We start from the raw sequence: 22,653 nt of genomic DNA on the forward strand, positions 1-22,653 counted from the left end.
CAAATTTACAATCGGTCGAACGGTGAGGCGGGCGGCAAAGCGGAATACGCGAAAAGCTGGCGTGAGTCGCGTCAAAAAAGTCGTGGGGTATTATATGGCAAGACGTTGCCCCCCTGAATTTGCCGCCGGTTTTCATGACGCTGCCCCCTTCCAAAGACTTCACAGATACCCGCCTCGAACTGCTCAAGGCCTGGCTGCACGGCCATGCGGCGCGCTATGCGCTCGTGCTGGAGACGCTTGCCCCGGCCTCGTCCGACGCCAGTTTTCGCCGCTATTTCCGGCTCGCCGGTAAGGCGGCGGAAGGCGACGACATCGGCACGCTGATCGCCGTCGATGCGCCTCCCCCCGAAAAGTGCCGCGAGTTCGCGCAGATCGCGCAGTTGCTCGATGCGGCCGGCGTGCATGTGCCGCGCGTGCTGGAGCTCGATCTGGAGGCCGGGTTCATGCTCGTCACCGATCTGGGCACCGACTCTTATCTGAGCGCGCTGACCGGCGCGCAAGACGATGCGCGCGACGCGCAAGACACCAACGCGCCGCGCCGCGCCCGCACGCTGATGCGCGACGCCCTCGACGCGCTGATCCGCTGGCAGCTCACGTCGCGTGAAAACGTGCTGCCGCCATTCGACGAAGCCTTCCTGCGCCGCGAGATGGAGTTGATGCCGGAATGGTTCATCGCCCGGCACCTGGGTCGCGAGGTCGACGAAAAAACCCGCGGGCTGCTCGATCGCACCTTCGCGCTGCTGATCGCGAGCGCGCGGGCGCAGCCGCAAGTGTTCATGCTGCGCGATTTCATGCCGCGCAATCTGATGATCGCGGAACCCAATCCGGGCGTGCTCGACTTCCAGGACGCGGTGTACGGTCCGATCACCTACGACGTGGCCTCGCTGCTGCGCGACGCGTTTCTCAGTTGGGACGAAGAGTTCGAACTGGATTGCTTCGTGTACTACTGGGAGCGCGCGAAAAAAGCCGGCCTGCCGGTCGACCCCGACTTCGGCGAGTTCTACCGCCAGCTCGAATGGATGGGCCTGCAACGGCACATCAAGGTGCTGGGCCTGTTCTGCCGGATCAACTATCGCGACAGCAAGCCGCATTACATGAAAGATCTGCCGCGTTTCATCGGCTATGCGCGCAAGGTGGCTGAACGCTATGCGCCGCTGCGTCCGTTCGCGAAGCTGCTCGACGATCTCGAAGGCCGCGCGAATGAAGTGGGCTACACCTTCTGACCAATGACGATGCCCCTGAAGAAAGCGATGATTTTCGCCGCGGGCCGCGGCGAACGCATGCGTCCGTTGACCGACGCGTGCCCCAAGCCTTTACTCGAGGTGGGCGGCAAGCCGCTGATCGTGTGGCAGATCGAACGGCTCGCGAGCGCCGGCTTTCAAACCATCGTGATCAACCATGCGTGGCTCGGCGAGCGGATCGAAGCCGCGCTCGGCGACGGCTCGGGCTGGCATGTCCAGTTGCGCTATTCGGCCGAGCACGAAGCGCTGGAAACGGCGGGCGGAATCGTGCAGGCCTTGCCGCTGCTCGAAGAGCACGGCGCTAGCGAAGTATTCGTCGCGGTCAGCGGTGACGTATACGCCGATTACGATTACGCCGCGTTGAACGCACCGGCTGCCCGGCTCGCGGCAATGCCTGAGCCGGGCATGCATCTGGTGATGGTGCCGAACCCGGCGTTTCATCCGGCAGGCGACTTCGGTTTGGTCGACGGCGCGCTCTCGCTCGATGCACAGCCGCGCTTCACGTTCGGCAATATCGGCCTTTACGACACGCGCATGTTTCGCGATCTGCCGCGCGGCACGCGGCGCGCGCTCAGGCCGTACTACCGCGAGACGATCGCGCGCGGCCTCGCGAGCGGCGAGTTATTCGAAGGCTTGTGGGAAAACGTCGGCACGCCGGCGCAGTTGCACGAGTTGGATGAGCGTTTGAACAGGCGCTGAGAAATACTCGCTGAAAAGCGGGCGCTGAGAAGCCCGCACCGGAAAGCAGTAAATCAACGCCCGCCTTCGCCCGCGTCGATCGCGCTCACCGTTTCCGGCGTCTCCGCCGCGCGTTGCTGCTGCAACGCCCACATCTGCGCGAACAGGCCGTTCGCGAGCAGCAATTCGGCGTGCGTGCCGCGCTCGACGATCCGCCCTCTATCCATCACGATGATCTGCTGTGCGTGCACCACCGTCGACAACCGGTGCGCGATGATCAGCGTCGTGCGCTCGCGGGCGATCTGGTCGAGTTCGTGCTGAATGGCGCGCTCCGAACGTGAATCGAGCGCGGAGGTCGCTTCGTCGAACAGCAGGATCGGCGGATTCTTGAGGATGGTCCGCGCAATCGCGACCCGCTGCTTCTCGCCGCCCGACAGTTTCAACCCGCGCTCGCCGACCGGCGTCTCATACCCTTTCGGCAAGCCTTCGATGAATTCGTGAATGTGCGCCGCGCGCGCCGCCGCGATCACTTCCTCGCGTGCCGCCGACGGGCGGCCATAAGCGATGTTGTAGTAGATCGAGTCGTTGAACAGCACGGTGTCCTGCGGCACGATGCCGATCGACGCGCGCAGCGAATCCTGCGTGACGTCGCGAATGTCCTGACCGTCGATGGTGATCGCGCCACCCGTCGCGCGGTCCAGATCGTAGAAGCGGAACATCAACCGTGCGAGCGTGGATTTGCCCGAGCCGCTATGACCGACCACCGCCGTGGTGGTGCCGGCGGGAATCGTGAAACTCACGTCGTGCAGAATCTGCCGCGCCGGCTCATACGCGAAGTTCACATGCTCGAAGCGCACTTGCGCGCCGCTCACCTTCAACGCCGGCGCGTCCGGCAGATCGGGCACTTCCCGCGCGGCGCCGAGCAGCGTGAACATGCGGTCCATGTCGGTGAGACTTTGCTTCAGTTCCCGATACACGACGCCGAGAAAATTCAGCGGAATATAGAGCTGCAACATGAACGTGTTGATCAGCACCAGATCGCCGAGCGTGAGGCGCCCGGCCATCACGCCCTCGGTCGCGCGCCACAGAATGAACACGAGCCCCGTGCCGATGATCGCCTGCTGACCGAAATTCAGCGCCGACAGCGAGCGCTGCGACTTGATCGCCGCCGTGCGGTAGCGCTTGAGGTTTTCGTCGTAGCGTTGCGCTTCCCACTCTTCGTTGCCGAAGTACTTCACGGTCTCGTAGTTGAGCAGCGAATCGATCGCGCGCGAGTTCGCCTTCGAATCGAGATCGTTCATCGTGCGGCGAAAATGCGTGCGCCATTCGGTGACCTTCACCGTGAAAACGATGTACACGGCGAGCGCGATGAACGTGACCACCGCGTAATACGCCTCGTATTTGACGACAAAAAACCCAAGCACGAGACCGACTTCGACGAGCGTCGGCAGAATGCTGTACAGCGAATACGAAATGAGTTGCGTGATGCCGCGCGTGCCACGCTCGATGTCGCGCGACATGCCGCCCGTCTGCCGTTCCAGATGGAACCGCAGCGACAGCGCATGCAAATGGCGGAACACCTTCAGCGCAAGTTGGCGCACCGCGCTTTCGGTCACTTTCGAAAACAGGATCTCGCGCAACTCGGTGAAGAGCGAGGTGGAGAGCCGCACCACCGCATACGCGACCACCAGCAAGCCGACGCCGCCCAGCAGCACGATACCCGGCGAATCCTGCGCGCGGCCGAGCGCGGTGAGATGCTGCACCGAGGCGAGATTGTCGACGATCCGCTTCATCACGATCGGCACGCCGAGGTTGGCGATCTTCGCGCCGATCAGGCAACTCAGCGCGAACGCGACGCGCCATTTGTAGGTGGCGAGATACGGCAGCAGCGACAGGATCGTCTGCCAGTCGTTGCGCGGCTGGGTGGAAATCGGCGAGGGTTCGGACGAGGGCGTGCGGCGCATGGGATCGGCTGGGGAGAGGGTGGAAGCGACGGAGTTCGCAGCGAACGGCGCGCGCGACGACACTTGAGTGACCCAGCGGACGCGGCCTCCCGGCCCGTCACACTGGTTTTTGTCGCGCGACCCGGCTGGGCGCTTTCCCGTACAATTCCTAGTCTTTCCATTGTCGCAGAAGCCGGCTGGCGCCGCTTTCCACGGGTTGTCCGGCCCATCGTTCACGTTGGCCGCGCGGTCGTGCCCCACGGCCGTGTCGTACCGTTGTCGTGAATCCCCGCCTGCCGGTCGAGCCGACCGAGCCACATACGTTTTCAAGGGTGTCCCGATGACCGATCTTCCGCAACTCCCGCAAAAGCCTTGCGCGCTGCGCGTCGTGCCGCAGCCGTCGGACGCGAATGTCCACGGCGACGTGTTCGGCGGCTGGATCATGGCTCAGGTGGACATAGCCGGCTCCATTCCGGCAAGCCGCCGCGCCAACGGGCGGGTCGCCACCATCGCGGTCAATTCGTTCGTGTTCAAGCAGCCGGTGTTCGTCGGCGATCTGCTGAGTTTTTACGCGGATATCGTCAAGACGGGCAACACGTCGGTGACGGTGTCGGTCGAGGTCTACGCGCAGCGTATGAGCCTGACGCAAGATGTCGTGAAGGTGACCGAGGCGACCCTGACCTACGTCGCCACCGACAGCGACCGCCGTCCGCGCGCGCTGCCGGTGCTGGACTGAGCGGCTCGCGCAAAGAGGCTCGCGCTGCACGAACCAGCGCGCGAAGCGCGAAGCTACTTCGCGGCAATCGACAAAGGCGAGCCGCTGTCACGCAAATAGGCGTCGACCTGCCCTTCGATCCACTGCGCGAAATGCGCCTGCCTGGCATCGAGGGTTTCGCGCTGCTGCCACACCAGCCAATACGGATACCGGTAGGGCACGCGAATCTCAGTGATCTGCACCAGTTCGCCGCGCGCCAGCGCATGCGCGACCAGGCTGCGCCGTTCGAGCGCCACGCCCTGCCCGAGCAGGACTGCACCGAGAACGACGTTCGAATCGTTCGACGACAGCACCACCGCTTCGGCGTCCGGCTCCGCCACCCCGGCCGCTTGACACCACGGCGCCCACGGCGCGTCGGGGCTTGAAATCAGCGGGCAGGCGATCACGTCCTCGGCGCTGACAGGAAAGCGGCCGTGCGGCGCGAGCGCGAAATGCGGCGCGGCAACCACCACCATCTCGTCGTCGAACAGTTTCTGTTGCGCGACATCCGGCCAGTGCCCCTGGCCCATGCGAATGCCGACGTCGCTCACGCCCTGGCGCAAGTCCTCGATCTGCAAACTCGTCAGCAAACGGACCCGATAGTAAGGATGCGCATGGCGAAAGCTCGCGAGACGCGGCACGAGCCAATGTTGCGCGAACGACGGCAAGGTCGCGATCACCAGTTCGCTTTCGTGCGGACGCGCCTCCGCGCGGCGCGTGGCTTGCGTGATGTCGCGCAGCGCCGCGCGGATTTCGAGCGCGTAGAAACGTCCTTCCTCGGTGAGCCGCAGGCCGCGCGCCTCGCGCACGAACAGCGCGACCCCCATCGACTCTTCCAGCACCTTGATTTGCTGGCTCACCGCCGAATGCGTGACATGCAACTCGCGCGCGGCCTGAGTCACGCCGCCCAAGCGGGCGACGGCTTCGAAGCAGCGAAGCGCGGTTAAAGGCGGGATGGGTTTCATGTAAGAAATTCTGACGTAAACCGTCGAATAATGTCGCTTTTTTTGGCGCGAAGAGATGCTTAAGCTATCGGTTCGATGCGCCACCGTCACCGCTGCTGACCGGCTAGCCGCCGTGCCGCGAACCGAGGCGCGCAATGATAGATCCTCTAACGGGAAATGCGATGAAACTGATCGGAATGCTCGATTCGCCTTACGTGCGCCGCGTCGCGATCTGCCTCAAATTGCTGAAGCTCGACTTCGAGCACCAGTCGATCTCCGTGTTCAGCACCTACGACCAGTTCGCGAAAATCAACCCGGTCGTCAAGGCGCCCACGCTGATCGCCGACAACGGCCAGAGCGTGATGGATTCGACGGTGATTCTTCAGTACCTCGCGACGCTCGCCGGACCGGAGCAACGGCTCTTTCCGTCGCGCCCGGACGCCTGCCTGCGCGCCGCCCGTCTGACGGGGCTCGCGCTTGCCGCGTGCGACAAGACCGTGCAGATCGTCTACGAACGCAATCTGCGCCCGGCGGATAAGCAGCATGAGCCCTGGATGGAGCGCGTGCGCTCGCAAATTCTCGCGGCCTACGGCGAACTCGAGCAGGAAGTGGCGGCGGCACCGCTGCCGATCGAGGCCGATCACTTCGGCGCGGCCGACGTCACGGTGGCCGTGGCCTGGCGTTTCACGCAGATGATGTTGCCGCAGATCGTCAGCGCAGCGGACCATCCGCGCTTGCAGGCGTTCGCCGCGCGCGCCGAGCAACTGCCGGAATTCGTGAGCACGCCCCCGGTGTGAGCGTGTGGCGCGCGAGCGCTCGACCGCGCTCGCCGCACGGCGCGTCACACCGTCGCCAGTTCGCGCCCCACGCCGCCCTGAAACAATGCGGAAATCGCGTCTGTCGACAAAGGCTTCGCGAAGTAGAAGCCCTGCATCTCGTCGCACGCGCGCTCCTTGAGGAAATCGAGTTGCGCGGACGTCTCCACGCCTTCGGCGATCACCTGCAGCTTCAGTGAGTGCGCCAACGCGATGATCGCCGACGTGATGGTTTCATCGTCGCCAGAAATGCCGATGTCCGACACGAACGAGCGGTCGATCTTCAGGCGGTCCACCGGAAAGCGCTTCAGATAGCTGAGGCTCGAATAGCCGGTGCCGAAGTCGTCGATGGCGAGACCGATGCCGAGCGCATGCAGTTCGTTGAGCATCGACACGGCCTCTTCGGCGTTGCGCATGATCGTGCTCTCCGTCAGTTCGAGTTCGAGATACCGCGGTTCGAGCCCGGTCTCGGCCAGCACCTGCGTCACCAGCTTGGCGATGTCGCGCTGCTGGAACACCCGCGCGGACAGGTTCACGGACACGCGCGCCGGCGGCAAACCCTCATCCTGCCAGGCCTTGTTCTGGCGGCACGCCTCGCGCAACACCCACTCCGAAAGCGGCCCGATCAGCCCGCTTTCCTCCGCGACCGGAATGAACGACGACGGCGGCACCAGCCCCGCTTCGGGATCGCGCCAGCGCACCAGCGCTTCGGTGCCGACGATCTGTCCGCTCACGATGTCCACCTGCGGCTGATAGTGCAGCAGGAATTCGTTGTCGCGCAGCGCCCGGCGCAGACGCCGGTCGAGGTTCAGCCGCGCGCTCGCGCTCGCGTTCATCTCCGGCTGATAGAACTGGAACGTGTTGCGGCCCATGTCCTTCGCGCGATACATCGCGAGGTCGGCCTTCTTCATCAGCGTTTCGGTGTCGTCGCCGTCTTGCGGGAAGAGGCTCGCGCCCATGCTGCAACCCACGTATAGCTCGGTGCCGTCGAGCCACACCGGCTCGGAAATCGACGCGCGCACGCGCTCCATCCACGCGATCAGCGATTGCTCGTCGACGGTATCGGTCATCACGATCACGAACTCGTCGCCGCCGTGCCGCGCCACGGTGTCGCTCGTGCGCGTGCAGCGCGCGAGCCGTTCCGCGACCACGCTCAACAGACGGTCGCCGACGCTATGGCCGAGGCTGTCGTTGACGTTCTTGAAGCCGTCCAGATCCATGAACACGACGGCGACGCCCTTGTGCTGCCGCTGCGCGACGATCAACGCGTGCTGCAGTCGGTCGCGCAGCAGGTTGCGATTGGGCAGCCGCGTGAGGCTGTCGTAGTTGGCCTGGTATTCGAGTTGTTCCTGATAGCGCATCAGGTCGGTCACGTCGTTGATCACGCCGATATGGTGCGTGATCACGCCTTCCGCGTTCGGCACCGGCGCGATGAACAGTTGATTCCAGAACAGCGCGCCGTCCTTGCGATAGTTGCGCACCACCGCGCTCACTTCGCGGTTCGCCGCGAGCGCCTGGCGAATCGACGCGACGCCTTCCTGATCGCGGTCGTCGCGCTGCAGCACGCGGCAATCCTGGCCGATCACTTCGGCGGGATCGTAACCGGTGATGCGCATGAACGCCGGATTCACGTATTCGATCAGGTTGCCCGCCGGCGACGGCGCGGTGATCAGAATCGCGTTGACGCTGGCGTCGAGCGCTCGGCTTTGCAGACGCAACGCGAGATCGGCGCGCTTGCGCTCGGTAATGTCCGTATAGGAACCGAGCACGCCGATCACGCGGCCGTCGCCGTCGGTGAACGGCAGCTTGCTCGTCATCGTGGTGCGATGCACGCCGCCGATCATCACGTCGACTTCGAAATTCATCTTCGGCACGCCGGTGCTCACCACCTCCTGGTCGTGCTGATTCAGCAGATCGGCGAACGCGCGCCACGGCATGTCGGCGTCGCTCTTGCCCACCACCTGCTCGGGGTAAGCGAGCCCGGCATCGCGCGCGAACGCCATGTTGCAGCCGAGATAGCGCGATTGCTGATCTTTCCAGAAGATGCGCTGCGGAATGTTGTCGATCACCGTTTCGAGCATCTGGTTCGAACGCCGCGCTTCGGCCTCGGCGTTGATCTGCTCGGTGACGTCGTCGGCCAGCACGAAAAGCGCGGCGCGCCCCATGAAATTCAGCGCGTGATACGAAATGTCGGCGCTGATCGTGGAGCCGTCCTTGCGCCGGTGATGCCAGATGCCCGCCATCGTGCGGCCGTGCGACACCGCGTCGCTGCGTTGCAGATGCGATTCGAGACGCGGGACTTCGCTGTCCGGCCGGATCGCGCGAATCGTCATGCGCAGGAATTCTGTTTCCGTGTAACCGTATTGCTGAATCGCGGCCGCGTTGACGGCGAGAAAGCGCAGCGTCTCGCGATCGAAGATATACATCGGCACCGGATGATCGTCGAACAGGCTGCGAAAGCGCTCGTCGTTGCGGCCGAGCGCGCGAACGCTGCGCAGCTTCTCGCGCGCGCTGTTTTCGCGTGCGCTGAACGTGAGGATCAACAGCGCGCTGCCGGCCAGCATCGTCACGATCAGCAGAAACGTCGCGCGCCGGGTTTCGCTCGCCGACGCCGCGAGCGACGCCTTCAACGCGCGGTTCTCCTCGCTGCGCAGGGCCGCCAGCGCGGCTTCGACGCGATCCAGCACGAGCCCGAGATGCGTATAGGCGGATGCCGCCCACGTGCGTGCGGTATCCGGTTCGGCGTGGGCGCTTCTGACGAGCGCGTCGTCGAGATCATGGCGCAGCGCTAGGCTGTCCGCGCTCAGCCTCGCCAGCGCGGCGAGCATGGCCGGCTCGCCGGCGAGTTCGGCACGCAGATCGCGCTCGAGACCGGCGAGCGTTGCGCTCAGCGCGGTGGCCGCATGCGCGGGCGCCGGCTCGCCCGATGCCTCGAAACGGCCCAGCGCCACGAGTCCGCCGTCGAGCGCGGCCTGGTACGCGTCGAGGTTCTGGCGCACGTTCGTCGAACGCAGCATGCGTGCGTCGGCGTCGCGCTGGCCGCAAATCTGCGTATAGGCGACGAACGCATTCGCGCCGAGCGCGGCGGCGACGACCGCTATATTGATCAGCAGCCGCTTCGTGAGAAAAGGAGTCATGGGTTCCGAACGTCAATCGTTCTCTTGACGGGAGCGCGCGGCCGCTGCCGATGCGCCGCGGCGCATCGAGGCAAGTCCTTTTACGCGCCAACTCATGGATAACGGCAGCGTTCGGAACAGGTTGAGGGGGGTGAGTGAAAAAAAATCGCGGGGGGTGCCTGGCTGGCCGGCCTAGCCGGCCGCACCGAATTCCTTCATCGCGGGGACGAAGTCGTGATTGGCTTCCGGCTTGCGCGACAATTTGGCGAGCACGTAGCGCTTGAATGGCGCGAGGGCGGCCCACTGGGCGACGCTCGGCGCGGCGAGACCGGCCAGCCCCGCTTGCTGCGCGACGCCTTCCGGCACGCTGTCGATGCGGCGCCAGGCCGGCGACTCCTCAGGCGTGAACCATTCCGGCTCGACGTTCGCGTGAGTGCGCAGCATCTCGAACAGCGCGTGATCGAAGTTCGGCTCGATTTCCGCGTCTTCCTCGACCGGGAAACGCGCCAGCAATTTGCGGTCCTCGAGCGGCAGCAACTGCCACTGCGCGAGCGTGATGCGCAGGCCGAAACGGTCGAGATTGAACCGCACCGACATGGGGATATACGTGAAATTCTCCGAGGACTCGACCTCGAAGTTGAACAGCAGCGGTGCTTCGTTGAGTCCCATGACAAGTTCCTCTTGGATGACGGGCAACGCGCAAGCCCGGCTTGGGGTATTTTAGAACCTTATTCGCGTAAAGGCGGCGCGGCTTGGAGCCGTCCGTTGCCCTCGGCGGCGCGGGCGGGGCGAGACCGCAAGCCGCGCAGGCGCGCGGCATGGCAAAGGAGTGAACCAGCTTGAACGATATGGAAACAGCCGGACAGCCGGGCGCGGTCGAGCGCCAGGTGCGCCGGCATCGCGGCGCGGCGGTCGAAACCGTTACCGATCACATCGGTCAGGAATGGCCGGTGGCGCTCGTCTTCAATGGCATTTCGCACGCGGTGATGATGTGCACGCCCTGCGATCTCGAAGCGTTCGCGGTCGGCTTCGCGATTTCGGAAGGCATCGTCGAGCGCGGCAGCGATATTCAGGACATCGAGGTCGAATTGCACGACGACGGCGAATTGCCGCATGCCGAAGTGCAATTGCAGGTCGTGCAGCAGGCGTTCGTCGCGCTGAAGGAAAAGCGCCGCGCGCTGGCCGGGCGCACCGGCTGCGGCGTGTGCGGAATCGAAAGCATCGATCTGCTGGATCTGCAACCGGAGCGGGTGCCCGATACCGGTTTTCTGCAACGGCTCGCGCCGGATGCGATCGCTCGCGCCGCGCGCGAATTGCCCGAGCACCAGGCGCTGACGCGGCTGACCGGCGGCCTGCACGCCGCCGCATGGTGCGACGCGGCAGGCGCGATCCGCTACGCGTTCGAGGACGTCGGCCGTCACAACGCGCTCGACAAGCTGATCGGCCGGCTCGTGCTCGATCGCGTGGACACACAAGACGGGTTCGTGTTTCTGTCAAGCCGCGCGAGCTACGAGTTGGTGCGCAAGGCCGCTCGCGTCGACGTGCCGATGCTCGCCACCATCTCGGCGCCGTCGTCGCTCGCGATTGCGATTGCGCGCAAGGCGGGCGTGCGGCTCGTCAGCTTCTGCCGCGAAACGAGCTACGTCGACTACGACACGTTGCAGCCGGCGCAGTCCTGAGCCGCGCCGCCGACTCTCGCCTGCACGCGCGAGGGTTCAATCGAACTGCCGGAAGTCCGGCTTGCGCTTCTCGAAGAACGCTTTCAACGCCTCACGCGCTTCCGGCGCCAGCAGCATCTTGCCGAAGTGCACGGCTTCGTCGGTGATCTGGGTTTGCACGTCGTGGTGGCTCGCGCGCTTCATCAAGCTCTTCGTCACGCGCAACGACGAGGCCGGCAACGCGGCCAGTTTAGCGGCCTGCGAAGCCGCGAACGCGTCGACTTCGGCGGCGGGCAGCAGACGATTCACGAAGCCCATGCGTTGCGCTTCGCGCGCGTCGAAGGCTTCGCCCAGCAGCAGCTTTTCCGCCGCCGCCTGATAGCCGGCGACGCGCTGCAACAGAAGGCTCGACGCCGCTTCGGGACATAACCCGAGTTGCGCGAACGGCAGCGAAAAGCTCGCCGTGTCCGCCGCATAGACCAGATCGCAGTGCAGCAGCAGCGTCGTGCCGATGCCGACCGCCGGCCCCGCCACCGACGCCACCACCGGCTTTTCCGCCGAACTGATCGCGCGCAGGAACCGGAACACCGGCGCGTCCTCGCCCGCCGGCGGCGCCTTCATGAAGTCCTCGAGATCGTTGCCGGCGCTGAAAATGCCCGCGCTGCCGCGAATCAGAATGACCCGCACCGCGGCATCGCCTTGCGCTTCGACGAACGCGTCGGCCATCGTCTGATACATCGCGGCCGTAATCGCGTTCTTCTTGTCGGGCCGGTTGAAGGCAATCGTGAGCACGCCGTCGGCACGCCCGATCAGAATATCCATCGTCATCTCCTCGTAGTCCTGCTGCGAATGTGAAAAACGGTTCGCAAGCCACGCAGCCTGCGAACCGTTCCGTTCATACGTCTCGATCGAGCCGAGCTTACAGGCGCTCGATGATGCCCGCCGCGCCCATGCCGGTGCCGACGCACATCGTCACCATGCCGTACTTGTAGTTGCGGCGGCGCAGGCCATGCACGACCGTCGACGCCCGAATCGCGCCCGTCGCCCCGAGCGGATGACCCAAGGCGATTGCGCCGCCGAGCGGGTTGATCTTCGACGGATCGAGGCCGAGATCCTGAATCACCGCCAGCGATTGCGCGGCGAACGCTTCGTTCAGCTCGATCCAGTCGAGGTCGTCCTGCTTGAGACCCGCGGCCTTCAGCGCGGCCGGAATCGCTTCCTTGGGACCGATGCCCATGATTTCCGGCGGCACGCCGCGCACGGCGAAACTGACGAAGCGCGCCAGCGGCGTGAGATTGAACTGCTTGAGGATCTTTTCCGACACGACGATCAACGCGCCCGCGCCGTCCGAGGTTTGCGAGCTATTGCCCGCCGTCACCGAACCCTTGTTCGCGAACACCGTGCGCAGTTTGGCGAGACCTTCGAGCGACGTGTCCGCGCGCGGGCCTTCATCGAGCGACACTTCGCGCGTTTTCACGCGCACTTCGCCGCTGGCGAGATCGGGGAAACGCTCGGTGATCGTGTACGCGGCGATTTCGTCGTTGAATTCGCCGGCCTGCTGCGCGGCGATCGCGCGACGGTGCGATTCGACCGAGAACGCGTCCTGCGCCTCGCGGCTGATCTTCCAGCGCTCGGCGACCTTTTCGGCGGTAAGACCCATGCCGTAGGCAATGCCCACGTCCTCGTTGCGATCGAAGATATGCGGCGACAGCGACGGCTTGTTGCCCATCATCGGCACCATGCTCATCGACTCGCAGCCGCCCGCGACCATCGCGTCCGATTCGCCGACGCGAATGCGGTCGGCCGCCATCGCGAGCGCGGTCAGGCCCGACGCGCAGAAACGGTTCACCGTCACGCCGCCGACGGTGTTCGGCAGGCCGGCCAGCAACGCGCCGATCCGCGCGACGTTGAGCCCTTGTTCCGCTTCGGGAATCGCGCAGCCGACGATCGCGTCCTCGATCACGCTCGTGTCGAGGCCGGGCACTTGCGCCACGGCCGATCTGATCGCGTGCACGAGCAGTTCGTCCGGGCGCGTGTTCCTGAACATGCCGCGCGGCGCTTTACCGATCGGCGTGCGGCTCGCGGCGACGATGTAGGCGTCTTGCAATTGCTTTGTCATTTAAAGCTCCTTTGTCGACGGAAGTTAGCGCTTTAGCGCTTACTTCCGTCCCATGCGGTTCTATCGCGGTCGACAGGAGTTGGCGCTTTAGCGCTTACTCCTGTCCCATGCAGTTCTATCGCGGTCGACGGGAGTTAGCACTTCAGCGCTGCCTCCCGTCCCATGCAGTCCTATCGCGGTCGACGGTAGTTAGCGCTTTAGCGCTTACTCCTGTCCCATGCAGTCCTATCGCGGTCGACCAGAGTGAGCACTTCAGCGCTGCCTCCGGTCCCATCCAGTCGTACCCCACTCGCTCAGTTACGCACCGGCTTGCCGGTTTGCAACATGCCCATGATCCGTTCCTGCGTCTTTTGCGTGCCGAGCAGATCGACGAACGCGCGACGTTCGAGTTGCAGCAGCCATTCCTCGTCGACCAGGCTGCCCGCTTCCACGTCGCCGCCGCACACCGCTTCCGCGATGCGGCTCGCGATCAGGAAATCGTGCTCGCTGATGAAGCGGCCGTCGCGCATGTTGACGAGCGATGCCTTGATGGTCGAGATCGCCGAGCGCCCCGCGACCGGCACTTGCGTGACGCGCAGCGGCGGACGGTAACCGGCCGCCGATAACGCGCGCGCCTCCTTCTTCGCGACGTCGAGCAGTTCGAATACGTTGAAGACGATCGTGTCCGACGGCTTCAGATAGCCCATCGCGCGCGCGTCGAGCGCGGAGGCCGAGACCTTCGCCATCGCCGCGTTTTCGAACGATTTCTGCACGAACTTCAGCAGGTCGTTGGTCGCGCCCACTTGCGTCGCGGCTTCCGCCGCGCGCAGCGCCGCTTCCTTCAGGCCGCCGCCCGCAGGCACGAGGCCCACGCCGACTTCCACCAGCCCGATATAGCTTTCGATGTGCGCGACACGCTTCGCGCTATGCAGCACCAGTTCGCAGCCGCCGCCGAGCGCGATGCCCGACACCGCCGAGATGACCGGCACGCTCGCGTACTTCACGCGCAGCATGCCTTGCTGGAATTTCTTCACGAACGGCTCGATGCCCTTGGCGCCGCCCATCATGAACGCGGGCATCGCTTCTTCAAGGTTCGCGCCGGCGGAGAACGGGCCGCCCGGCGTGCCGAGTTTCAGCGACGTCGGTTGCCATACGACGAGACCCTTGTAGTCCTTTTCAGCGAGTTCGATTGCCTGCGTCAGACCGTCGATCACCGACGGTCCGATCGTGTTCATCTTGCTCTTGAACGACACGATCAGAACGTCGTTCTCGCCCGCGCGGTCGTCGACCCATGCGCGCACCGCATCGGTTTCGAACAGCGTCTTACCGTAGGTCTTCGGATCAGCCAAGGTTTCGCCGACCAGCGGCGCGCGGAACACCTGCTTGTCGTACACCGACAGGGAAGAACGCGGCACGAACGTCTTCGAAGCCGGCGACCACGAACCTTCGTTCGCATGGACGCCGCCCTTTTCCGCGACCGGACCGTCCAGCACCCACGACGGCAACGGCGCATCCGACAGCGCCTTGCCGGCGGCGATGTCTTCCTGCACCCATTCGGCGACCTGCTTCCAGCCGGCCGTCTGCCAGCCTTCGAACGGGCCTTCGTTCCAGCCGAAGCCCCAACGGATCGCGAGATCGACGTCGCGCGCGTTGTCGGCGATCGATTCCAGATGCACGCCGATGTAGTGGAACACGTCGCGGAAGATCGACCACAGGAATTGCGCCTGCGGATGTTCCGATTCACGCAAGAGCTTCAGACGCTCCGCCGGCGGACGTTTCAGAATGCGGCCGACCAGTTCGTCCGCTTTCGCGCCGCCGTCGACGTACTCGCCCGTTTTCGGGTCGAGCACCTTGATGGCCTTGCCTTCCTTTTTATAGAAGCCGCCGCCGGTTTTCTGGCCGAGCGCGCCCTTCTTCACCAGTTCGGCCAGCACGGCGGGCGTTTCGTAGATCGGGAAAAACGGATCGTCCTTCAGGTTGTCCTGCATCGTCTTGATGACGTGCGCCATCGTGTCGAGACCGACCACGTCGGCGGTGCGGAACGTGGCGGACTTCGCGCGGCCGAGGCGCGCGCCCGTCAGGTCGTCCACCTCGTCGAAACGCAGGCCGAACTTCGCGGCCTCGGTCATCACCGCGAGGATCGAGAAAATGCCGACGCGGTTGGCGATGAAGTTCGGCGTGTCCTTGGCGCGCACGACGCCCTTGCCGACCACGCTCGTCAGGAACGATTCGAGTTGATCGAGGATTTCCGGGCGCGTCGTCGCGGTGGGAATCAGTTCGACCAGGTGCATGTAGCGCGGCGGATTGAAGAAGTGCACGCCGCAGAAGCGCGCCTTCAGTTCGTCCGCGAAACCTTGCGAGAGTTCGGTGATCGACAGGCCCGACGTGTTGGTCGCGAAGATCGCATTCGGCGCGATGTGCGGCGAGACCTTCTTGTACAGGTCGTGCTTCCAGTCCATGCGTTCGGCGATCGCTTCGATCACGAGGTCGCACTCTTCGAGTTTGGCGATATCGTCGTCGTAGTTGGCGGGCTGGATGTATTGCGCGTCGTCCTTCACGCCGAACGGCGCGGGCGACAGCTTCTTCAGATTTTCGATCGCCTTCAGGGCGATCGCGTTCTTCGGGCCTTCTTTTGCGGGCAGGTCGAACAGCAGCACGGGCACCTTGGCGTTGATCAGGTGCGCGGCGATCTGCGCGCCCATCACGCCGGCGCCGAGCACGGCTACCTTGCGAATGATCAGATTGCTCACGTCGTTCCTCCGGGGAGTTATGCGGTAGTCGCGAATGTGTTTCGTCGCTTCGCGATGTGTGGCTGGCGGAGCGCCACGCTTGCATAGCGCGGCGCTTGCCGTGATGTGGGCTTAGAACAGCGCTTCGTCGACTTCCATCAGCGACTTCGAACCCGCGCGCGCCTGACGGATCGTCATTGCCGTTTCGGGCAGCAGCTTCGCGAAGTAAAAGCGTGCGGTGGCGAGCTTCGCCTTGTAGAACGGATCGCCGGATGCCTGCTTGTCCAGCGCGACGCGCGCCATGCGCGCCCAGAAGTACGCGAACACGAGATGGCCGACGGTGCGCAGATACGGCACGGCGGCCGCCCCGACTTCGTCGGGGTTCTGCATCGCCTTCATGCCGATTTCCATCGTCAGCTTCTGCACCTTTTCGCCGATGTCGGCGAGCGGGTTGATGAACTCCTGCATTTCCGGCTTCACGCCTTCCGCTTCGACGAATTCCGACACCAGCTTGCCGAACTTCTTCATCTTCGCGCCCATGTCGCCGAGGATCTTGCGGCCCAGCAGGTCCAGCGCCTGGATCGCGTTGGTGCCTTCGTAGATCATGTTGATGCGCGCATCGCGCACGTACTGCTCCATGCCCCACTCCGCGATGAAGCCGTGGCCGCCGTAGATCTGCATCGCGTGATTGGTGCTTTCGAATGCGTTGTCCGACAGAAACGCTTTCAGGATCGGCGTGAGCAGCGCGACGAGATCGGCGGCTTCCTTGCGCACCGCTTCGTCGCCGTGCGACAACTCCTTGTCGATATGCAGCGCGGACCAGTACGAGAAGGCGCGCGCGGCTTCGGCGTAGGCCTTTTGCGTGAGCAGCATGCGGCGCACGTCCGGGTGGACGATGATCGGATCGGCGGCTTTTTCCGGCGCCTTCGGGCCGCTCAGCGAACGCATTTGCAGACGTTCTTTCGCATACGTCAGCGAGTTCTGATACGCGACTTCGGTCAGGCCCAGGCTCTGCATGCCGACGCCCAGACGCGCCGCGTTCATCATCACGAACATCGCGTTCAAGCCTTTGTTCGGCTCGCCGACCAGCCAGCCCTTCGCGTTGTCGAGATTGATCACGCAGGTCGCGTTGCCGTGAATGCCCATCTTGTGCTCGATGGAACCGCACTTCACACCGTTGCGCTCGCCCGGCGCGCCCGCTTCGTTCGGGATGAACTTCGGCACGATGAAAAGCGAAATACCCTTAGTGCCCGTGGGCGCATCCGGCAGACGCGCGAGCACCAGGTGAACGATGTTCTCGGCGAGATCGTGTTCGCCGCTGGAGATGAAAATCTTCGTGCCGCTGATCGCGTACGAGCCGTCGCTGTTCGGCTCGGCCTTGGTGCGCAGGATGCCGAGATCGGTGCCGCAATGCGGTTCGGTCAGACACATCGTGCCGGTCCAGACGCCCGCGACAAGCTTCGGCAGATAGCGCTGCTGCAACTCCGGCGTGCCGTGCGCGTGCAGACATTCGTATGCGCCGTGCGAAAGACCGGGATACATCGTCCAGGCCTGGTTGGCCGAGTTCAGCATTTCATACAGCGCGTTGTTGACGAACGCGGGCAAACCCTGGCCGCCATATTCAGGATCGCAGCCCAGTGCGGGCCAGCCCGCTTCCACGTACTGTCGATAAGCTTCCTTGAAGCCCTTCGGCGTGGTCACGACGCCGTCGCCGACATACGTGCAGCCTTCCTGATCGCCGCTGTGATTGAGCGGGAACAGCACTTCGGAGCAGAACTTGCCGGCTTCTTCGAGCACCGCGTTGATCGTGTCGGCATCGAGATCCGCGTGCTTCGGCATCTGCTTGATTTCGGCTTCGACGTTGAGCAGTTCGTGCAACACGAATTGCATGTCGCGCAGCGGCGCGGCGTACTGTCCCATGACTCTCTCCAAAGTTTGACAAGAAGCCAGGCTGTTAGCTGAGTCCGTGGTCGGATTCCGCGCCGCTGAATCCGCTCGGTCCGGTGGGTCCCGTCTGTCGGTTCGGCGGCGCTGCTAACGGCTTTCGCTTTGATACGAAACAATCAGTTTTTCCAGCGCGGCCCACGTGAGACGCACGGCGTCCGGCAAGTGCAGGAAGCGCGCGTCGTGATGCAGACCGAGCGTGAAGCTATACAGTTCGAACAGCATGAGCTGCGGATCGGTATCGGCACGCAGATGCCCTTCTTCCACCGCCTGCGAAATCGCGCGGGTGAGCGCCGCACGCCACATCGTCACGCTCGACACCAGTTGCTCGCGCACCGGGTTGTCCGCGCGGTCGTCGTATTCGACCGCGCCGCTGATATAGATGCAGCCGGTCGTGACTTCCTGAATGCGCTTCTCGATCCAGCGGGAAATCATGGCGCGCAAGCGCGGCAAGCCACGCGGCTCGCGCAGGCTTGGGAAAAACACCTCGTCTTCGAAACGACGGTGATATTCGCGCACGACTTCGACCTGCAAATCCTCGCGCGACCCGAAATGCGCGAACACACCGCTTTTGCTCATCTGCATGCGCTCGGCCAGAAGCCCAATCGTCAGACCTTCGAGTCCGTCGCGGCTTGCCAGATCGAGTGCTGCTTCGAGAATCGCGGCTCGTGTTTGTTCGCCTTTTCGCATAGCTTCCCTACCGTTCTAATGTGACCGAAATAAAATCGAACGGCCGTACTATTATTGTGTGCGGCCGTCCGCGAAACAAGGACTTTATTAGAAACCGGTTTCTAACCTGGCTTCAATTCTGCGGCATCCGTCAATCAGTGGAATGAGATTTTTTAGAGGCGTTTGTCTTTTATTCTGTGCCGGAACGGCTTGCAATGAAGGAAGGAGGGTGAGGCGGTCGGCAGACGCGGCGCTAATCGTACCCGCCTACCGTCAGCAGCTTCATCACTGCGCGGTAGGTCGTATAGGCGAGCCAGTTGAGCACGCGCTCGCCGGCCGGACGCGCGTCGTAACGTGCCTCGTCGATCCGGCGCGAATCCCTGAACGCGACGAGGATCGCTTCGCGCAAAGCCTCGATCGACGGATCGTTCACCAGCACCACGTTGGCTTCGTTGTTGAGCATCAGGCTCAACGCGTCGAGGTTCGACGACCCGACCGTTCCCCAGTTGGAATCCACCACGGCGACCTTGCCGTGCAGCATGGTCTTCTCGTACTCGGCGATCTGCACACCGGCCTTGAGCAACGCGCGGTACAGAAACGGCACCGCGTAATCGAGCGCCTTGAACTCCTTGCGCCCGATGATGAGCTTTACTTCGACGCCGCGCCGCGCCGCCAGCACCAGCGCGCGCCGCAGCTTGCGCCCCGGCATGAAGTACGGATTGGCGAGCAGCACTTCGCTGCGCGCCTGGCCGATCGCGGTGAGATATGCCTTCTCGATGGCGCGGCGGTTGATCAGGTTGTCGCGCGCGACGAAGGCCACGCATGGTTGGCCGCCGGCCCACAGTGCCTCGTTACGGCGACGGCGGCGCCGGCGCAGACTGCCGAGCGACGCAGTGGTCTTGGGCCCGAGATCGGGCTCCAGGGATTCGATCGGACGATGCCCGAGGCGAATCCGCCGCCATTGCAGTTCGAACGCCTGACGGACGTCCGCGACCACCGGCCCGTGCAATTCGACCGCGAAGTCCCAGCGGCGGTAAGGCAGCGTTACGCCGTTGTTCTCGTAATCGTCGACGATGTTGATGCCGCCGCAATACGCGTACTGATCGTCGATCACCGCCAGCTTGCGGTGCGTGCGCGAAAAGCCGAAGCGGCCGAACAGATGCGGGTTGTAGATCCGATGGTCGATGCCGGCAACCGGCCACTCGTTGAACATCGGCAGCCGCGCGGTGCCGATGCCGTCGGTGATCGCGCGCACCTTCACGCCGCGCGAAGCCGCGCGCAGCAGCGCCGCGCTGACGGCCTGGCCGGCGTTGTCATCGCAGAAGATGTAGGTTTCCAGAACCACGTCGTCGCGCGCCGCGTCGATCCGTTCGACCAGTGCGGCGAAGAACTCGTCGCCGGAACGCAGCAGCTTGACGTCGTTGCCGCTCGTGAAGCGGTAGCGTTGCCAATAGCGGCGGCCGAGCAGCGATTGCCGCAGTCGAGCGAAACGGCGCGCGCCGCCGACGCTCACCGGCCGCGCTCCCTGGAGCGCCCATCAATGGGCGTGTCCAGCCCCTCATCAGACTGCGCACCGAGCGAAGCATCAAGCCGCCGCCGGGCTTCGAGCCTGCTGGGCAACTGCAAGATCGCATCCGCATTCGACGACGAAAAACAGCGCGACGCCGCCTCCTCATACGGCAGCCACAGAAACGCCGTATGCTCGCGCGGCGCGAGCGTCACCTCGAGCTGCTCGGGCACCTCCACACTGAACCAATGCTCGGTGTTGTGGATCACGCCTTCGGCATAACGATGCCGGAATTCCGGGTAGATCTCGTATTCGATCGAATACTGCCAATCGAATAACGCGCTCGTCGGCACCAGCTTGCTGCCGACCACGATGCCGGTCTCTTCCGCGACCTCGCGCGCCGCCGTCTCGATGAGCGGCTCGTCGAGCTGGTCTTTGGAACCCGTCACCGACTGCCAGAAACCCGCGTGGTCGGCGCGCTCGATCAGCAGCACGTCGAACGAGGGCGTATGGATGATGACAAGCACGGATTGCGGAATCTTCGGCGGTTTCGGCATGGCGTGAAAACTGGGCGCAACGCTTGCGCGCTACATGTCGGCGAATGGTGCAGTGAGCGGTCGAAAGCAGTTGCATCGACTGTAACGCAAAAAACGAAAAAGGCGCATGGCGCCTTTTTCGTTTCGCTTTTCATCCACCTCGGGCTGTCGTTTTCAGACAGCTTCGGCTTATGCCTTCGGTTCCGGCGTACGCAGACGGATATGCAACTCGCGCAACTGACGCTCGTCCACTTCGCTCGGCGCCTGCGTGAGCAGGCACTGCGCGCGTTGCGTCTTCGGGAACGCGATCACGTCGCGGATCGAATCGGCGCCGGCCATCATCGTGACAATGCGGTCGAGACCGAATGCGATACCGCCGTGCGGCGGCGCGCCGTATTGCAGCGCGTCCAGCAGGAAGCCGAACTTGGCTTGCGCCTCTTCCGCGCCGATCTTGAGCGCGCGGAACACCTGGCTCTGCACTTCCTCGCGATGGATACGCACCGACCCGCCGCCGATTTCCCAGCCGTTCAGCACCATGTCGTAGGCTTTCGCGAGGCAACGCGCCGGGTCCGTTTCCAGATATTCGAGATGCTCGTCCTTCGGGCTCGTGAACGGGTGATGCGCGGCGACGTAGCGGTTGTCTTCCTCGTCGTACTCGAACATCGGGAAGTCGACCACCCACAGCGGCTTCCAGCCCGACTCGACGAGACCGTTGGCCTTGCCGAATTCCGAGTGACCGATCTTCAGACGCAACGCGCCCAGGCTGTCGTTCACCACCTTCGCGCGATCCGCCGCGAAGAAAATGATGTCGCCGTCTTGCGCGCCGGTGCGCTCGATGATCGCCTTGACCGCTTCGTCATGCAGGTTCTTGACGATCGGGCTTTGCAGACCGTCACGGCCCTTCGCCACTTCGTTGACCTTGATCCACGCGAGGCCCTTCGCGCCGTAGATGCGCACGAATTCCGTGTAGCTGTCGATATCGCCACGCGTGAGTTCACCGCCCTTCGGCACGCGGATCGCCGCGACGCGGCCGTCTTTGGTGTTGGCCGGCGTGCTGAACACCTTGAAGTCGACGTCGCGCACCGCATCGGTCAGGTCCGTGAATTCGAGCTTCACGCGCAGGTCCGGCTTGTCCGAGCCGAAGCGGCGCATCGCTTCCGAATACAGCATGACCGGGAATTTCTCGTCCAGCGAAACGCCGATTGTTTCCTTGAAGACGTGACGGATCATCGCCTCGAACAGGTCGCGAATTTCCTGTTCCGAGAGGAACGAGGTTTCGCAGTCGATCTGCGTGAATTCCGGCTGGCGGTCGGCGCGCAGGTCTTCGTCGCGGAAGCACTTGACGATCTGGTAGTAGCGGTCGAAGTTCGCCACCATCAAAAGCTGCTTGAACAGTTGCGGCGACTGCGGCAGCGCGAAGAACTGGCCCGGGTTGGTGCGCGACGGCACGAGGTAGTCGCGCGCGCCTTCCGGCGTGCTCTTGGTGAGCATCGGCGTTTCGATGTCGATGAAGCCTTGCGCGTCGAGATACTTGCGCACCTCGATCGCGACGCGATAACGCAGGCGCAGGTTGTGCTGCATCTGCGGACGGCGCAGGTCGAGCACGCGATGCGTGAGACGCGTGGTTTCCGACAGGTTGTCGTCGTCGAGCTGGAACGGCGGCGTGATGGACGGGTTCAGCACGATCAGCTCGTGGCACAGCACTTCGATCTTGCCGCTCTTGAGCGCGGCATTCGTCGTGCCTTCCGGACGGCTGCGCACCACGCCCTTGATCTGCAGACAGAATTCGTTGCGCACGCCTTCGGCCGCCTTGAACATCTCAGCGCGGTCCGGGTCGCAAACGACCTGGACGAGGCCTTCACGGTCGCGCAGGTCGATGAAGATGACGCCGCCGTGATCGCGGCGGCGGCTTACCCAGCCACACAGCGAGACGGATTGGCCCAGCAGTTCTTCGGTCACCAGACCGCAGTATTCAGATCTCATCGACATGATGTTTGTCTTTCGTTTTGCATTGGTTGAAC

General features: G+C 63.9%; 17 protein-coding genes. 5 read left to right on the forward strand and 12 right to left on the reverse strand.

Features of this window, described 5'->3' with window-relative positions; genetic code table 11:
- Window positions 1–134 precede the first annotated feature (134 nt).
- Window positions 135–1,223, forward strand: a complete 1,089-nt coding sequence (locus ACTJLC_RS05035; protein WP_114161879.1) for an aminoglycoside phosphotransferase family protein — start codon at window positions 135–137, stop codon at window positions 1,221–1,223.
- Between the two features lie 3 nt (window positions 1,224–1,226).
- A complete protein-coding gene (gene murU, locus ACTJLC_RS05040) occupies window positions 1,227–1,940 on the forward strand; it encodes an N-acetylmuramate alpha-1-phosphate uridylyltransferase MurU (RefSeq protein WP_440843296.1) in 714 nt (237 codons plus the stop codon).
- Window positions 1,941–1,993: 53 nt separating this feature from the next.
- Here the strand turns inward: murU and ACTJLC_RS05045 are convergent, their stop codons facing one another.
- Entirely contained in the window at window positions 1,994–3,883 is a 1,890-nt protein-coding gene (locus tag ACTJLC_RS05045; protein WP_440843297.1) for an ABCB family ABC transporter ATP-binding protein/permease, read from the reverse strand.
- 319 nt (window positions 3,884–4,202) lie between these two features.
- Between ACTJLC_RS05045 and ACTJLC_RS05050 the strand changes: the two genes are divergently transcribed.
- Complete coding sequence (locus ACTJLC_RS05050) at window positions 4,203–4,598, forward strand: acyl-CoA thioesterase (RefSeq protein ID WP_073428267.1); 396 nt, start codon at window positions 4,203–4,205, stop codon at window positions 4,596–4,598.
- 53 nt (window positions 4,599–4,651) lie between these two features.
- Here the strand turns inward: ACTJLC_RS05050 and ACTJLC_RS05055 are convergent, their stop codons facing one another.
- Window positions 4,652–5,581 (reverse strand): LysR substrate-binding domain-containing protein, encoded by a 930-nt coding sequence (locus ACTJLC_RS05055; protein WP_440843298.1) that lies wholly within the window; start codon window positions 5,579–5,581, stop codon window positions 4,652–4,654.
- Window positions 5,582–5,742: 161 nt separating this feature from the next.
- Between ACTJLC_RS05055 and ACTJLC_RS05060 the strand changes: the two genes are divergently transcribed.
- On the forward strand, window positions 5,743–6,357 hold the full coding sequence (locus tag ACTJLC_RS05060) for a glutathione S-transferase N-terminal domain-containing protein (RefSeq protein WP_440843299.1): 615 nt from the start codon (window positions 5,743–5,745) through the stop codon (window positions 6,355–6,357).
- Window positions 6,358–6,401: 44 nt separating this feature from the next.
- On the opposite strand, the gene ACTJLC_RS05065 is transcribed toward ACTJLC_RS05060, so the two are convergent.
- A complete protein-coding gene (locus tag ACTJLC_RS05065) occupies window positions 6,402–9,512 on the reverse strand; it encodes a sensor domain-containing protein (RefSeq protein ID WP_440843300.1) in 3,111 nt (1,036 codons plus the stop codon).
- Between the two features lie 171 nt (window positions 9,513–9,683).
- Complete coding sequence (locus ACTJLC_RS05070; RefSeq protein WP_073428271.1) at window positions 9,684–10,160, reverse strand: nitrate reductase associated protein; 477 nt, start codon at window positions 10,158–10,160, stop codon at window positions 9,684–9,686.
- A gap of 179 nt (window positions 10,161–10,339) precedes the next feature.
- On the opposite strand from ACTJLC_RS05070, the gene fdhD reads away from it, so the two are divergent.
- Window positions 10,340–11,170: a formate dehydrogenase accessory sulfurtransferase FdhD gene (gene fdhD, locus ACTJLC_RS05075; RefSeq protein WP_440843309.1), complete on the forward strand. Its 831-nt coding sequence runs from the start codon at window positions 10,340–10,342 to the stop codon at window positions 11,168–11,170.
- A 36-nt stretch (window positions 11,171–11,206) separates the two neighbouring features.
- On the opposite strand, the gene ACTJLC_RS05080 is transcribed toward fdhD, so the two are convergent.
- From ACTJLC_RS05080 to aspS, 8 genes are all read right to left on the reverse strand, one after another.
- On the reverse strand, window positions 11,207–11,977 hold the full coding sequence (locus tag ACTJLC_RS05080; RefSeq protein ID WP_114161873.1) for an enoyl-CoA hydratase: 771 nt from the start codon (window positions 11,975–11,977) through the stop codon (window positions 11,207–11,209).
- Between the two features lie 91 nt (window positions 11,978–12,068).
- The gene (locus ACTJLC_RS05085) at window positions 12,069–13,268 is read right to left on the reverse strand and encodes an acetyl-CoA C-acyltransferase (protein WP_310130609.1); all 1,200 of its coding nucleotides are present in this window, start codon (window positions 13,266–13,268) and stop codon (window positions 12,069–12,071) included.
- 293 nt (window positions 13,269–13,561) lie between these two features.
- On the reverse strand, window positions 13,562–15,997 hold the full coding sequence (locus tag ACTJLC_RS05090; RefSeq protein ID WP_310130610.1) for a 3-hydroxyacyl-CoA dehydrogenase/enoyl-CoA hydratase family protein: 2,436 nt from the start codon (window positions 15,995–15,997) through the stop codon (window positions 13,562–13,564).
- 111 nt (window positions 15,998–16,108) lie between these two features.
- Window positions 16,109–17,896, reverse strand: coding sequence for an acyl-CoA dehydrogenase C-terminal domain-containing protein (locus ACTJLC_RS05095; RefSeq protein WP_073428276.1), 1,788 nt, complete (start codon window positions 17,894–17,896; stop codon window positions 16,109–16,111).
- 114 nt (window positions 17,897–18,010) lie between these two features.
- On the reverse strand, window positions 18,011–18,610 hold the full coding sequence (locus ACTJLC_RS05100) for a TetR/AcrR family transcriptional regulator (RefSeq protein WP_073428277.1): 600 nt from the start codon (window positions 18,608–18,610) through the stop codon (window positions 18,011–18,013).
- Window positions 18,611–18,842: 232 nt separating this feature from the next.
- The gene (gene clsB, locus ACTJLC_RS05105) at window positions 18,843–20,102 is read right to left on the reverse strand and encodes a cardiolipin synthase ClsB (RefSeq protein WP_073428278.1); all 1,260 of its coding nucleotides are present in this window, start codon (window positions 20,100–20,102) and stop codon (window positions 18,843–18,845) included.
- A complete protein-coding gene (gene nudB, locus ACTJLC_RS05110; RefSeq protein ID WP_440843301.1) occupies window positions 20,099–20,653 on the reverse strand; it encodes a dihydroneopterin triphosphate diphosphatase in 555 nt (184 codons plus the stop codon). Before nudB ends, clsB begins: the two co-directional genes overlap by 4 nt.
- Before the next feature lie 168 nt (window positions 20,654–20,821).
- The gene (gene aspS, locus ACTJLC_RS05115; protein WP_073428280.1) at window positions 20,822–22,621 is read right to left on the reverse strand and encodes an aspartate--tRNA ligase; all 1,800 of its coding nucleotides are present in this window, start codon (window positions 22,619–22,621) and stop codon (window positions 20,822–20,824) included.
- Between the last annotated feature and the right edge of the window lie 32 nt (window positions 22,622–22,653).

Origin of the sequence: Paraburkholderia sp. 22099, assembly GCF_052045835.1 — a bacterium.
Lineage (GTDB): Bacteria > Pseudomonadota > Gammaproteobacteria > Burkholderiales > Burkholderiaceae > Paraburkholderia > Paraburkholderia terricola.